Raw genomic sequence first — 13,573 nt, 5'->3', positions numbered from 1 at the left:
CTGATAATCACCCAAACTCCGCCGTGTTGGGACTCAAATATCGGCAAAAATTCCGTTGCCAGCGATACTGAACCATATCCAGTCTCAGTGTGCTTGAAGCATCACTGTACCAGCCTCGTAGTTAACCCTCCTAGTCAGCCGTGGCAGGCGACATCGGTGATGGGGCCAATGGTGTTAGAGTAATGAGTCAAAATTATCGGTAAGGGCTGGCTTGGGAAATGGAGTTTGAGGCGATCGCGCAGTCGTTAGCAGAGGCAGGCGGTTTCTTGGCCAGCAAAGGCTGGGCCCCGGCCACCAGCGGCAATTACTCGGCTCGGCTGGCCGAGGGGCAGGTCGCCATTACCGTATCGGGCCGCGACAAGGGGCAGCTCACTCCTGCCGACATTATGGTGGTAGACGACCGGGGGCAACCCCGCAGCCCAGGGAAGCGGGCGTCGGCCGAGACGTTGCTGCACACCAGTCTCTACCTGGCCTACCCAGAGGTAGGAGCAGTGCTGCACACCCACTCCATAGACTGCGTCAGTCTCTCTCGCTGGCTGCTGGGCAGGGGGCAAGACACCCTGGTGTTAACAAACTATGAATTGCTCAAAGCACTGCCGGGTATTACCACCCATGATGGAGAGGTTGCCATCCCGATCGTAGCCAACAGTCAAGATATGGTAGCTCTGAGCAAGACCGTACTGACCCAGCTACAGGCAGTGCCAGCACCAGTGGGCTACATCATCGCGGGCCACGGATTATATAGCTGGGGAGCTACAGTGCCCCAGGCGCGCATGGCCACTGAGGCGTTGGAGGTGCTGGTGAGCTGCGCCTTGCAAGCCATACTGCTCGATCAAAAATTTGCTTAGCCCCTTTTGCTTATCCCCTCAGGACACCCTCAACTCAAGGAGTAATCCCATGACCCTACTTCGTGTTTTTAGCGATCAAGATGGCGCGACCCTGCTGAATGAGTACCGGGATGCGGACGCGATCGCCGCCGTCCTAGCCAGCGCTGGCGTCCGCTTTGAGCAGTGGCAGACCCAGGCACCGCTACCCCCAGCGACCGATCCCGAAGCCATTCTGACTGCCTACGCCAAAGATATCGAGCGCCTCAAAGCCGAGAGCGGCTACGTTACCGCCGATGTGATTCGCATGCACCCAGAGCATCCCCAAAAGACTGAGCTGCGGCAGAAGTTTTTGGATGAGCACATTCACAAAGAAGACGAGGTGCGCTTCTTCGTGGAGGGGCAGGCGGTATTTTACCTACACCTGGGCGACAAAATCTACGCCACCCTCTGCACCGCTGGCGACCTAATTGGCGTACCCGCCAATACCCCTCACTGGTTCGACATGGGCGAGGAACCTCAGTTCGCCGCCATTCGCCTGTTTAACAACTCCGAGGGCTGGGTCGCCCATTTTACCGACAGCCCCATCGCTAAGGGATATCCTGAATACCATGCTTTTGCTTGAAGAGCGACCTCTAGGGGCGATCGTGCTCGATATTGAGGGCACCACCACCGACATTGCCTTTGTTAAAAACACCCTGTTTCCCTACGCAACGGAGCGGCTGGAGACCTTTATGGCTGAGATTGCTCCCACCGCCGAGGGGCAGGCCATTTTGGCCCAGGTGCGCGCTGAGACAGGCAATGCTGACCTGTCTGTAGAAGACTGCATCGCCCAACTGTTGGCCTGGGCCAAGGCCGACCAGAAGATCACTCCCCTCAAAGCATTGCAGGGCATGATTTGGGACGAGGGCTACCGCACCAAGGCCTACTACAGCCACGTCTATGACGATGCCGCTGCCCACATTCAGGAGTGGCATCGGCGAGGGGTGCCGCTCTATATCTATTCCTCTGGCTCGATCGCAGCGCAGAAACTACTGTTTGCCCACACTATCGTGGGCGACCTCACCCCTTGTTTTCAAGGTTATTTTGACACCACCACTGGAGCCAAGGTCGATGCAACTTCCTACGATAAAATTGCCAACACGCTAGGAATTGCCTCCGAGGAATTGCTGTTTCTGTCCGATCATCCAGGAGAGCTGGCTGCCGCCCAGCAGGCAGGTTGGCAAGTATATGCAGTCCAGCGCCCTGGCACCCCAGACTTTACCCCAGACCTGCCGACGATCCGCCACTTTGGGGAATTGCAAATTCATTTCGACAATGCTTGATTTACTCACTATTTAGCAATAAACATCGCAGCACCCTTGAAATGAACGCTGCGGTGTTTACTGCTATTAGCATAAGAGCCCTAAATAGGTCTTTTACTCGTAGAGCCAGCCCTTGGCGGCGGGTTCCCAGCCAACGAGTTCGCTGTCAGTGAACCACAGGGCTATCTCAGCCTGGGCGGTTTCGGGTGCGTCGGAGCCGTGGATGATATTGCGGCCCACGGTCACACCCAGGTCGCCGCGAATGGTGCCGGGTTCAGCTTCGAGGGGCTTGGTCGCACCAATGATCTTACGGGCCGAGGCAATTACGCCTTCGCCTTCCCACACCATGGCCACTACGGGGCCAGAGGTAATGAAGTCTACCAGGCCGGCGAAGAAGGGGCGCTCGCGGTGCACATCGTAGTGCTTTTCGGCTAGCTCGCGGGAGACGGCCATGAATTTCATGCCCACCAGGGTGAAGCCTTTGGTTTCAAACCGGCCAATGATGTTGCTGATCAGCCCGCGCTGAACGCCGTCGGGCTTGATCATCAAAAAAGTACGTTCCATAGATACCTGTTCCTAGTGCGTGGTGAAAGACCTTTACCATGCTCAGAAACGGTGGTCATTTTGTAAAGGATTTGGTCAAAGTTTTATGGTTTAGGAACAGGCCAGTAGCGATCGCCCCCAGCATCGTATCGCCAGCCACAGCCGTCGGGGTCGCGATCGCGGCTCCAGGCCAGCAGATTCACCGCCACCGCTGGCTGGGTTAGCTCGGCTTCGGTACAGCCCAGACGCTGAGCCAGATCGGCAGCGGTGAGCGAGAGGACCTGGAGCGTTGCGACCTCAGCGGCCAGGGTAATGGGACGAAAAGTGTAGAGCACATCTCCAGACGGGGTAGGTTCAAAGTCGCCCCAAAAGTCTTGGGCGCGCTGGTCGAGAAATCGGCGGGCTTCGCTGCCGGTGAGCTGGGCGGCGATCGCAAAGTCGAGCACGCTGATACGCCCCTGGTGGGCCGCAACCTGGGCATAAAAAATCTGGTGCAGCGCTCGCTCTCGGGCTCTTTGCCGCTGCCAGAACCATAGGCCACCCGCAATTAATCCTCCAACCACTAGCCAGGGCAGCAATAGCTGAATCAGCAGCACTGTGACCAAGGCAGCACTGGCCATAATCAAGGCCATCAGCAGGCGATATTCAAGCCCGGCACCGGGTTTATGGAAAGGCCGCTGGGGCATAGGTCCTCGGGGTGGCGGGGCGGGGCCGCCCTCTCGCCTTCTATTGAAGCAGGGGCAGACAACTTTGGGGGGTGCAGGGGTCAGCTAAAATGTTGTTACGCGGTTGCACTGGCAAGATTGATCTCAGCTGGGCCAACCCAGATTGACGCACCAATGCTGTCCGAGGTTTCGCCATGCTGACCTTTGCCTCTCCCACCGATGAAACCCAAGCGGCTGAGCTGATGCAGCCTTGTCTGATTCGCGTAGTCGACAATATTCGCAAGCACACTGAAACCCTCGACTGGCGCACCGACTATCTAGAGCAGCTGCGCTGGCCCGGCCATGCCACCCCTGAACAGCGTCAGCAGGTGCGTGATTTGGCCGCCCAGCTCTCTGAAGCTTCCCCAGATGAAGAAACAGCTATTCGCCAGCAGCTCAGTCAGCTACCTACTCCAGCCCCCGGTTATGAGCTGAAGCTGACCCAAAGCGCTGGTGAAGTCTCAGCCGAGGAGCCTCGCACGGCCACACTAGACGTTTGGGAGCTGTGCTTTGAAGTGTGCTTCGACGACTACCAGCCTCAGCAGCCAGTTTCGGTGGATCCAGCTTTGCTCAGCGAGGATGGTGAAATCAACTGGTTAGCCCTCGATGAGAAGGCAAAAGCCCTGGTAGAAAAGGCTATTGACCAGGCCACGGCAGCGGCGTAGCGGGCAGATACGGCACAATGGAAAGAAAATAGCCTCTCTGCAATGCTCGATCTGCACAGCCACACCACCTTTTCTGACGGCACTCTATCCCCCGCTGAACTCGTAGCAGCAGCGATTGCCGCGGGGGTGAAGGCATTGGCGATTACCGACCACGACACTGTGGCCGGGTGGGATGACGCGATCGCCGCCGCTGGAGACGATCTAGAGGTGGTGCCGGGGGTAGAGCTGAGCACCGTGGAAAACGGGCGATCGCTGCATATTCTAGGCTTTTATCCCAACCGAGAAGCGTTAGAACCACCTCTCCGGTCACGCATTGAGGGCCGCCGCCGCCGCGCTCAGCAGATGGTCGAAAAGTTAGCTGAACTAGGTTATCCCATCGAGCTGCCGGCCATGGCGGGCAACATGGCTCCCGGTCGTCCTCACTTGGCGGCAGCCCTGGTCAAAGCGGGCCACGTCGAGTCGAAGCGGGAGGCCTTCGATCGCTGGCTGGGGGACAATGGCCCTGTCTTTGTGCAGTACGACAAATTTTCTGCCGCTGAGGGCATTCAGCTGCTACGGGACTGCGGGGCCGTGCCGGTATGGGCGCATCCCTATCTGTTTAAGGGCTCTACTGTTGACGCGCTCCTGCCTCAGCTGGTGGAGGCCGGGCTGATGGGGGTCGAGGTTTACCACCCCCACCACAGCCCCAGCGATATTCGACGCTTAGAAACCTACTGCCGTGATCACGACCTAGTGATGACCGGTGGCAGTGACTTCCACGGCCCCTCAGAAGCGAAAGCCAGTGCTCCTAACCCTAGAGCCAAGCATCAACCCAAGGAGGCGGCCGGGCTGAATCAGCTCCACTTGCCTTTAGACTTGCTGCCCCCGCTCAAGCGAGCCGCGGCAACTCTGGGCGTTGGCGCAGCCTCTCCAGCGGAGAATCGCCTGCCGGGCTCTAACCATGGCTGACCCTGCCTTTAACACCCTTTGGCAGCTGGTGGGAGGGGTGCTGAGACTAGACCCAGAGGCCTTTCAAGTCTTTCACCAGATGCCCGACAGCATTGTCCTGGGGCTGGTGTTTGTCGCGGGCTTTTCCCAGGCGGTGGGTCAAGGCATTGTGCTCTTCGTCAACCGAGTCAAGCCGCTGCGGTTTGTGCTGAGCCTGGTGCTGTCGGCCCTGCTATTTGTGGCGGGCTACCTGTTTTGGGTGCTCAGCATTTGGATGGTGAGTCGCTGGCTGCTCGATCAACCGATTCCCTGGCGGGTGGTGCAGGGTAGTTTGGCCTTGAGCTATCTGCCTTTGGTGTTTAGCTTTTTGGGGGCCATGCCCTATCTGGGCGTGCCGCTGCTGCGGCTGCTAGCGCTGCTCAGTCTGCTGGCGGTGGTGTTTGCTCTGGCGGTGTTGGGCCAGATTTCGGTGGGGCAGGCAGCAGGGCATGTGGCGCTCGGCTGGTTGGGGCTGGTGGTGGTGCAGCAAACCACCGTGGGGCAGCCCATTATCAAACTGGGGCGCTGGCTGGCCAATTGGGCAGCGGGGGTGCAGCTAGTAGTCGATCGCGGCCAGCTCAAACTGTTAATTGCGGCTCATCCTCTGGGGCCAGAGCCATATACGGCGATCGCCCCCGGTGGCCTAGCCCTAGCGCCGCCCGCCCTTACTGGTGCCAAGCCCCTGCCGGGGGCCCTGCTCAAGCGGCGATCGCGGCGGTTGGCCCTGCTGTGGATATATGGCGGTCTGGGTCTGCTGGCCCTGGTGGTCGCCCTTAGCTTGGAACCCCTGAGGGGGTTGATGACCCAGTGGTATGGTCAGAGCCGTCCGGCCCGCTGGTTCGCTGATTTGATCTGGATTGGTGCGATCGCCCTAGTGGTGGGTGCCATGCTGGCCCCTCTAGAGGCCCTAGGCTGGTGGGCTGGCTGGTACAGCGACAGTGCTTCGACCCATCCTCCCCAGACACCAAAGACCGCCAAGCTGCCCCGTCGCTACATCGTCTACCTCGACGGCATCAACCAATCCACCGCCGACTACCAGCCCACCGTGGCTCGCTACCTCGACGAGCTAGACGATAGTCTCCCCGCTGACATCACCTTGGTCAAAGGGCTAATTCCCTACTCGGTCCTCAACCGTTCGCTAACCGAAAACCGTCCCCTAGCCTTCTTTTGGCGCGGAGTCGAAACCCTGACTCGGCGGCTCGGCCCCTGGGTGGGGATGATCATTAACATTCGCAATATTTTAATTGTGGCGGTGTCGGCCGACCAGCGCTTTGGCCCGATCTACAACCAGGGAGTGGCCCAGCAGGTCTACGAAAGCCTGCTAGAAAACGGCTACCCAGCCCAGGGGGGCATTCCCCTCACGCTGATTGGCTACAGCGGGGGTGGGCAGATTGCCGTGGGCATCGTGCCCTTTCTCAAGCAGGCCCTGGGAGCCCCGATTGAGGTGATTTCCCTGGCTGGGGTGATTGGCGGCAACGGACGGGTGATGGAGGCGGAGCAGCTCTATCACCTGGTGGGCAGCCGCGACCCAGTCGAGCGGCTGGGGCCAATTATGTTTCCGCGTCGCTGGGCGATCGCCCCCTTAAGCTATTGGAATCGGGCCAAACGCAAAGGCAAAATCAGCTTCATTGGCCTGGGACCAGTGGGCCATCAGGTGCCTGGCGGCGTGCTCGACGACCAGGCCTTTTTGCCCGATGGCCGTAGCCACCTCCAGCAAACCCTCGATCTCACCCTCGACATTGTGGCGGGCGACCTGCGCCAGCACCTAGATATTAAAAAGATTCAGGTGGTCAATCCCGGCGGCTATTACCGGTTTCAGAGCGCGCCCTTTAACCACCCCAGCTACTACCCGGTGCAGCAAACCTTGCCCGCCCCCCAATACCGCCCGGTGGGCGACTGGCTGGGGCGGCTGATTTTGCCCAACGCCAGCGATCGCCTCCAGCTGGAGGGCATCTGGTTCGAGCTACTGCACACCCCCCCGGCCTACCAGCGCTACTTGGGGCAGCGGGTACACCTGCGCTGGCGGTGCAATCCGGGGTTAAAAAAACGCTTCCAAGCCGTGACCCGTGACATTCACTTCAGCGCCGAGGCCGAAGCCTCGCACCGAGATGGCATGATTTTGCCCACCCGCCTCAATCACTGGCGATTAGTCAACCCACTAGAATCCTTGGCCGGGGCTCACCCCGTCGACGACATTATCGTCAAGCTGCCTGAACCAGTGAGAATTGAAGAGCCTACAGAAGAATTGGATGGCTCGCTGTCCAATACAGCCATCTCCATCACCATTGGCCATGAGCCGATTCAAATCGCTGGTCTTTACTACGCCCTGGTGCAGTTTCTAAGCCCGGTGGCAGGAGCGAGCGATCGCTACCATGTAGTCCACTACAACCCTGACACTGAGAGCTTTGACGGGCTGAAAGAAACCGTGCGATTGCCTGAGGTTGTGCCCGATGGGGATGGCATTGAGCCATCGACCAGTCGCGATCTGGAGCGATCGCCCCTCAACGCCACCGGCTGGTATATCCACGGCACCCAGGCCCACGATGGCGAGTTTGTGGTGCAGGCGCTGCGACCCCGCCAGCCCTTTCAGCTGCGCCCCGATCGCACCATCGCCAGCGCCCGCCGGGGACGACAGCACCTGCACCGAGAATCGTGGGAAAACCTGGAGCAGAAAAAAGGCACCACCGAGTCGGTGCTCATCGATCCTAAAACCCTCTCTGAGCAGGCGGCAATCGCCGAGTGGCAAGAGGGTGACCAGGCCCTGCTGGTGCATGTCTACGGCGGCATCGGCGGTCAAAACCGCGAGCCTGCCGCCCGAGGTCCGGTTTACTTTGGTCACTTTGCCTATGGCATTGCCACCGTGGCGCGCGAGCCGCTCACCCAGGAGCTACAGTTCGATATCCACTATCACCAGGTCTATACCCACAACCGGCGGGGGCTGGTAGCGGGCACCCTCGATTGGTCAAAGTACATGGGCGATCGCCAGTGGGGATTTTTGGGCACCCGCCCCGTCTCCGATATTTTGATCAAACTGCCTGCCTACACCGAGCCCTTCGACTTCAACGGCACCGCCTGGGCCGCCCTTGATGACCTGCGCATCGAGCTAGAACTGATGACGGCCCGCTACCGCACGGGCGACGGCACTGGCGTCACCTACGTCGGCCCCGCCAACAACTGCGCCCAAGACTCCAACCAGGCCATGTATGCCAGCGCCGCCCACTTAGAGGCCGCAGTCATCGCCCATCGAGCTACCCTCAAAGCCTGGGAGGCCAACAACCCCGACCAGGCCCAGCAGTTTCAGCAGCTGCTTAACCTGCGCCGCCACCTTCAGCAAAAACTCCTGCCCTTTGGTAGCGCCCGAGCCGACTGGGCCGACGAGCGGGAATCTTTGGGCAGCAACCTCTCAGATTTTCCGCTTCAGACCGTCGGACGGGGGTTGTTGAGCTGGCGCACCATGCTGCCTCGCAAAGCCAGCGATACCATAACCCAGCTCTGCCTGAGCCACGGAGCCAGCCTGTGGGTATTGCGCACTAACCAGGTAGGAGGCCACGACCCGACAATAGAGCCCCTAGCACCTATCACCTTGTAAAGCATTTTGTACAATTACCAAATAATGTGTATGTGAAGATGAAGTAAAATATCAGCCAGGCACTTTATGGCTTTCTTACGGATCTGTTATCACAAGACCAGTAGAAGTACGTGGTGTTAGTAGAAATACGTAGAATCCCGATTTATCGTTAGTTGAATTGGTCGTATTCCTAGCGTTGTCGATAGCGCTCCTCCCAGTGCGTTGGTGCCTGGCTCAGAGCATTCAGACCCAAAGAAGCTGTTACTGCGGTTATGCCATGCTGAACGTCGGCAAATTTTATCGTCGGAGCCACCGACATTTAGCCACTCAAATCACTGGGTTAGCCTCCCTGGTAGCGATAGTGCTGGCAGGTTTGCCAGCTCAGGCCAGTGTGACGCTCAACCGAGCTGAAGTCGAAGCCTTGCGCAATCGAGTTGAATTTATTCCTCGGGGGCGGCAGGCTCGGGCGGCAAGAATGTCAGACTTCCTGGCCGTTGGGGATGCCCTGCGTACCGCTGCCTCCTCCCAGGCTGACTTGCGCTTCAACGATGGTTCACTGGCACGGGTCGGCGAGCGAGCTACCTTTCGGTTTGTGCCTAACACCCGCAACTTTCGGCTCACCAACGGCACTGTGCTGCTGCTGATTCCGCCGGGGCGGGGCCGCACCAATATTCAAACCCCCAGCGCTGTTACCGGCATTCAGGGTTCAGCCGTGGTTGTGCGCTACGTGCCAGAAAGCGACCTGACCCTGGTGATGGCTCTCACCAACAACCCTGCCGGGCCTATGACCATTACCGCCAGCAGCTGTGGCGAAGACGTAGCCGACTGCGGCTCCACCGAATATTCCCTCTACGGGGGCCAAATGGCCCTGATCCAAAACAATCAGGTACAGGTGGTTGAGTTTGATCTGCCCACGTTTTATCAGACCAGCCCCTTAGTTGAGGGCCTAGAGCTTGACAACCCCAACGCTGAGTCGCCCTTAGGGCCTGCTCTGGAGGCCGTGCGCCAGGAAACTCTAGAAGCGCTGACAGAGCAGGAGCCTTTCTCGGAAAGCATCACTCTGAACCCAGCCTTTATCAGTGTAGATAGCACTGGCCAAGTCGCCAGCGACCAAAATTGGCTACTGTCCCCATCTGAGGCTGGGGTTTCTCCGCTTTCAACCCTCAGCAATAGCCTCACCCCTGGCAATTCGATCTTAACCGCCACCCCTTCTCCATTCCCTGGGTTAGGTAACGGTAGTGTCCCCAACCCTAGTGGAGGAAACAGTCCAGGGGCGACACCAGTATCGCCTGCCCCAATTCCCACGACCGGGGGTGCTGCTCCTGGAACTAATCCTGGTGGCGGCAATAATGGCGTGGGTGTCGGGGTCGGTGGCGACCCCGGCAACAACAACGCGGGTGGAAACGGCAACGGCAACGGCGTTGGCAACGGCGGGGGTAACAATGGTGCCGGCCCGGGCGGCAATAATGGCGTGGGTGTCGGGGTCGGTGGCGACCCCGGCAACAACAACGCGGGTGGAAACGGCAACGGCAACGGCGTTGGCAACGGCGGGGGTGGAACCGTCCAACCTGATGGCACGTTTGTTCCTCCCGTCAAGTAGAACTTGGCTCGCGCAGGGCTATATTGGCTGTCAGGGGGCAATTTGGCTAGCGGGTTGGTACGGTGTGTTACATCAAGGCTGGCCTGTTTTAGGCTAAACGTTGCCATTACCGACAGTGCTAACCCATGCTGAGCCAGATTAAATCGATTGTTGAGGCGATTTCACCTCGCCTGATTGAAATTCGCCGCCACCTGCATAGCCACCCAGAGCTCAGCGGCCAGGAGTACAAAACCGCAGCCTATGTAGCCGGGGTGCTTTCATCCTGCGGACTGCGGGTGCAGGAGCTGGTCGGCAAAACGGGAGTCGTGGCTGAGCTGCCAGGCGATGGTGACTCTAGAATTTTGGCAATTCGGGCCGATATGGATGCCCTGCCCATTGCTGAGCGGGTCGATTTGCCCTTTGTTTCAAATCAGTCGGGCATTATGCATGCCTGCGGCCACGATGTCCATACAACAGTGGGCTTGGGTACAGCTATGGTGCTGGCTCAGTTGGGCCTGCCGCTGCCGGGCACCACGCGATTTTTGTTTCAGCCCGCTGAAGAAACCGCCCAGGGTGCCCGCTGGATGATTGAGGACGGGGTCATGGCCGGGGTCGCAGCTATTTTAGGGCTGCACGCCTACCCTACGGTGCCAGCGCGAACCGTGGGCATTCGTTATGGGGCGCTCACCGCCGCTGCCGATGATCTGGAAATTATTATTGTGGGGGAGTCGGGCCACGGGGCGCGGCCCCACGAGGCGATCGATGCTATCTGGATCGCGTCGCAGGTGATTACGACCCTACAGCAAGCCATCAGCCGCACCCAAAACCCACTGCACCCAATTGTGCTGACGATTGGGCAGATTCAGGGCGGGCGCGCGCCCAACGTAATTGCCGACACGGTGAAGCTGCTGGGCACGGTGCGATCGCTTCATCCCGACACCCGCAACCACCTACCTCAGTGGATTGAGGGGATCGTAGCCGGTGTGTGCCAACCCTACGGAGCCAAGTACGAGATCAACTATCGCCGGGGAGTGCCCTCGGTGCTCAATGACCCCACCCTGACCGAACTCACCGCGCGCTGTGTCAGCGAGGCTTTGGGCAGCGAGTATCTGCAAATAATCCACGAGCCATCCCTAGGGGCTGAAGACTTTTCGCTGTATTTGGAGCACGCCCCAGGCACGATGTTTCGCCTGGGGGTGGGCTTTACCGATCGCGCCATCAACTATCCGCTTCACCATCCCAAGTTTGAAGTGGATGAGTCGGCGATCGCCGCTGGCGTGCTCACTATGGCCTACGCTAGCTATCGCTACTGGCAGCTACCGCCCCAGGTTCTTGCTAATTAGAAACCCGGTTTAGGCTCACTCACCACTGGCGATAGCCCAACCCCAGGCCCGCGCAAGCTGGGCCTTACCCCAAGGACAAAACTTCGATAGACTGATTGATTTGGGTGCACCCCTGGAGGATGAACGTTGTCAACGCCGATTCCCATCTACCTGGTAAATCAGACCGACCTCGCCAAAGACCACGCCGACAGCCAAGCCTGGGCCCAAGCCACTGGGTTTAAGGCCGACTCTAGTACCGTCTGCCTGGTGCCCGGCCCCGAAGGCACCCTGGCTAAAGTTCTGGTGGGCAAACCCGATCCGGTCGACACCTGGACTCTGGGCAACCTAGCCAAAACCCTGCCCCCTCACACCTACGCCCTGGCCGACGAGTGGCCAGCCGCCACGGCCACTAAGCTCTGGCTGGGCTGGTGCCTGGGCTGCTACAGCTTTGCATCTTACAAACGTCAGTCTCCCCCCCCAGCGGCTGAGCTTGTGCCCCCGGCTGGGGCTGACACCGATTATGTCACCACCGCCGTAGCGGCCACGACCCTAGTGCGCGATCTGGTTACTACCCCCGCAGGCGATATGGGGCCAGAGCAGCTTCAGGCGGCGGCGCAAAAATTGTGCGATCGCCACGTTGCCAGCCTCACCACCCTGGTCGGTGATGAGCTGATTGAGCAAAACTATCCCATGATTCACGCTGTGGGGCGCGCCTACACCCAGGCTCCCCGCCTGCTCGACATCACCTGGGGTGACCCCGATGCCCCCAAAGTCACCCTAGTGGGCAAAGGCGTCTGCTTTGACACGGGCGGCCTCGATATCAAACCCGCCACTGGCATGAAGCTGATGAAAAAAGACATGGGCGGTGCTGCCAACGCCCTCGGTCTCGCCGAGATGATCATGGGTCTTCAGCTACCCGTGCGCCTGCGGGTGCTCATTCCAGCGGTCGAAAACAGCATTGCTGGCAATGCCCTGCACCCGCTAGATGTGGTGTCCTCCCGTCGGGGGCTGACAGTGGAAGTTGGCAACACCGACGCTGAGGGCCGCCTGGTGCTGGCCGATGCCCTTTGGGAAGCGGTCTGCGAAGAATCCACCCCCCAGCTGGTAGTCGATTTTGCCACCCTCACTGGGGCGGCTCGCATTGCTCTGGGCACCGAGCTACCTGCCTGCTTTAGCAACCAACCCGAGCTGGCCAACACGCTGCTGACCTGTGGTCTAGCCGTCGATGACCCCCTCTGGCAACTGCCCCTGCACCAACCCTACCGCAGCATGATCGACAGTTCCGTAGCCGACCTCTCCAATATCTCGAATAGCTCTTTTGGCGGGTCAATTACCGCTGCTCTATTTTTGCAGGAGTTTACCCGGCCTGAGATTCCCTGGATACACCTCGATCTGATGGCATGGAATGTGCGCAGCCTGCCAGGTCGGCCCGAAGGCGGCGAGGCGATGGGTATGCGGGCGGTGTTTGAATTAATTCGGCAGACGGTGGCGCAGGGTCAGCCTGACAGCTCAGCACCGCAGTGAGCGCAAGAAGATATGGATAGGCTGGGCGGTTCGCCTAAGACACCTCTTAGCGCCCCCACAGTTTGACCGATCTGGAATCGGAGTTATGGATTCGGTGTTACTCCGAGCTGATTAGTATGACGCCTAAAAACCTTGATTTTGGTGTAGACGTGCATACTGGGTTGAATCCTGGAAGCGAATTATGTGATGGGCTAAAACCAAATTCACGTTGCTAATTTCAATAGGTTAGGGCAAATAGTATTTGCCCTAACCTATTGAGAGTATGTGTTGAATACGAAGAGTCCAACCGTTTTTTGGGGAAACGCTGAAACTGATGGTTGTTCCTTAGCTAAGCCACGACGACAGAAGTTTAAAGGCCGCCTTCTGACGTCAACCATCAAAGACTTTCCAGAGTGTTGCAGTGCACCACTTTGGAAAAACCCAGAACTAGAACACTCTGGCTCAGATCGCCAGCTAGAACTACTATCTTTATCTGAGCTTAACAAAATCAGGAATAGCCACATCAAATCCAGACACTAAAGCCTATCCAAAGGCATAGGGTTCGCTTAGTGGATTTATATAATATTGAGTTTGA

Annotated in this window: 11 protein-coding genes; 9 read left to right on the top strand and 2 right to left on the bottom strand. The window is 58.7% G+C overall.

Annotated elements, in window-relative coordinates; translation table 11 throughout:
- Window positions 1–218: 218 nt before the first annotated feature.
- The 3 genes from H6F57_RS18575 to mtnC are packed head-to-tail and all read left to right on the top strand — an operon-like array spanning window position 219 to window position 2,149.
- On the top strand, window positions 219–848 hold the full coding sequence (locus tag H6F57_RS18575; protein WP_190626218.1) for a methylthioribulose 1-phosphate dehydratase: 630 nt from the start codon (window positions 219–221) through the stop codon (window positions 846–848).
- A gap of 49 nt (window positions 849–897) precedes the next feature.
- Window positions 898–1,449 carry a cupin domain-containing protein gene (locus H6F57_RS18570; RefSeq protein WP_190626217.1) on the top strand — a complete coding sequence of 184 codons (552 nt, stop codon included), beginning with the start codon at window positions 898–900 and terminating at the stop codon, window positions 1,447–1,449.
- Window positions 1,436–2,149, top strand: coding sequence for an acireductone synthase (gene mtnC, locus H6F57_RS18565; RefSeq protein WP_190626216.1), 714 nt, complete (start codon window positions 1,436–1,438; stop codon window positions 2,147–2,149). The genes H6F57_RS18570 and mtnC overlap by 14 nt, the downstream gene beginning before the upstream one ends.
- A gap of 93 nt (window positions 2,150–2,242) precedes the next feature.
- Here mtnC and ndk read toward each other — a convergent pair whose 3' ends face one another.
- Together ndk and H6F57_RS18555 are read right to left on the bottom strand one after the other, a co-directional pair.
- A complete protein-coding gene (gene ndk, locus H6F57_RS18560) occupies window positions 2,243–2,692 on the bottom strand; it encodes a nucleoside-diphosphate kinase (RefSeq protein ID WP_190626215.1) in 450 nt (149 codons plus the stop codon).
- An 83-nt stretch (window positions 2,693–2,775) separates the two neighbouring features.
- Window positions 2,776–3,357, bottom strand: coding sequence for a hypothetical protein (locus tag H6F57_RS18555; protein ID WP_190626214.1), 582 nt, complete (start codon window positions 3,355–3,357; stop codon window positions 2,776–2,778).
- A 173-nt stretch (window positions 3,358–3,530) separates the two neighbouring features.
- On the opposite strand from H6F57_RS18555, the gene H6F57_RS18550 reads away from it, so the two are divergent.
- The 6 genes from H6F57_RS18550 (at window position 3,531) to H6F57_RS18525 (ending at window position 12,999) form a co-directional block, all read left to right on the top strand.
- The gene (locus H6F57_RS18550; protein WP_190626213.1) at window positions 3,531–4,040 is read left to right on the top strand and encodes a hypothetical protein; all 510 of its coding nucleotides are present in this window, start codon (window positions 3,531–3,533) and stop codon (window positions 4,038–4,040) included.
- Between the two features lie 42 nt (window positions 4,041–4,082).
- The gene (locus H6F57_RS18545) at window positions 4,083–4,988 is read left to right on the top strand and encodes a PHP domain-containing protein (protein WP_190626212.1); all 906 of its coding nucleotides are present in this window, start codon (window positions 4,083–4,085) and stop codon (window positions 4,986–4,988) included.
- Window positions 4,981–8,595, top strand: a complete 3,615-nt coding sequence (locus H6F57_RS18540; protein WP_190626211.1) for a CAAX protease — start codon at window positions 4,981–4,983, stop codon at window positions 8,593–8,595. The genes H6F57_RS18545 and H6F57_RS18540 overlap by 8 nt, the downstream gene beginning before the upstream one ends.
- 256 nt (window positions 8,596–8,851) lie before the next feature.
- Window positions 8,852–10,174 carry a FecR family protein gene (locus tag H6F57_RS18535; protein WP_190626210.1) on the top strand — a complete coding sequence of 441 codons (1,323 nt, stop codon included), beginning with the start codon at window positions 8,852–8,854 and terminating at the stop codon, window positions 10,172–10,174.
- Between the two features lie 125 nt (window positions 10,175–10,299).
- Window positions 10,300–11,496 carry a M20 family metallopeptidase gene (locus H6F57_RS18530; RefSeq protein ID WP_190626209.1) on the top strand — a complete coding sequence of 399 codons (1,197 nt, stop codon included), beginning with the start codon at window positions 10,300–10,302 and terminating at the stop codon, window positions 11,494–11,496.
- Window positions 11,497–11,622: 126 nt separating this feature from the next.
- Entirely contained in the window at window positions 11,623–12,999 is a 1,377-nt protein-coding gene (locus H6F57_RS18525; protein WP_190626208.1) for a leucyl aminopeptidase family protein, read from the top strand.
- Window positions 13,000–13,573 lie beyond the last annotated feature (574 nt).

Origin of the sequence: Leptolyngbya sp. FACHB-60 (genome assembly GCF_014695775.1) — a bacterium.
Lineage (GTDB): Bacteria > Cyanobacteriota > Cyanobacteriia > Phormidesmidales > Phormidesmidaceae > Nodosilinea.
This window is presented reverse-complemented; position numbering and strand designations above follow the sequence as displayed.

Coding starts and splice junctions, on each gene's coding strand:
- H6F57_RS18545 (WP_190626212.1), top strand. CDS start 4,083: ATGCTCGATCTGCACAGCCACACCACCTTTTCTGACGGCACTCTATCC.
- ndk (WP_190626215.1), bottom strand. CDS start 2,692: ATGGAACGTACTTTTTTGATGATCAAGCCCGACGGCGTTCAGCGCGGG.
- mtnC (WP_190626216.1), top strand. CDS start 1,436: ATGCTTTTGCTTGAAGAGCGACCTCTAGGGGCGATCGTGCTCGATATT.
- H6F57_RS18535 (WP_190626210.1), top strand. CDS start 8,852: ATGCTGAACGTCGGCAAATTTTATCGTCGGAGCCACCGACATTTAGCC.
- H6F57_RS18555 (WP_190626214.1), bottom strand. CDS start 3,357: ATGCCCCAGCGGCCTTTCCATAAACCCGGTGCCGGGCTTGAATATCGC.
- H6F57_RS18575 (WP_190626218.1), top strand. CDS start 219: ATGGAGTTTGAGGCGATCGCGCAGTCGTTAGCAGAGGCAGGCGGTTTC.
- H6F57_RS18570 (WP_190626217.1), top strand. CDS start 898: ATGACCCTACTTCGTGTTTTTAGCGATCAAGATGGCGCGACCCTGCTG.
- H6F57_RS18540 (WP_190626211.1), top strand. CDS start 4,981: ATGGCTGACCCTGCCTTTAACACCCTTTGGCAGCTGGTGGGAGGGGTG.
- H6F57_RS18550 (WP_190626213.1), top strand. CDS start 3,531: ATGCTGACCTTTGCCTCTCCCACCGATGAAACCCAAGCGGCTGAGCTG.
- H6F57_RS18530 (WP_190626209.1), top strand. CDS start 10,300: ATGCTGAGCCAGATTAAATCGATTGTTGAGGCGATTTCACCTCGCCTG.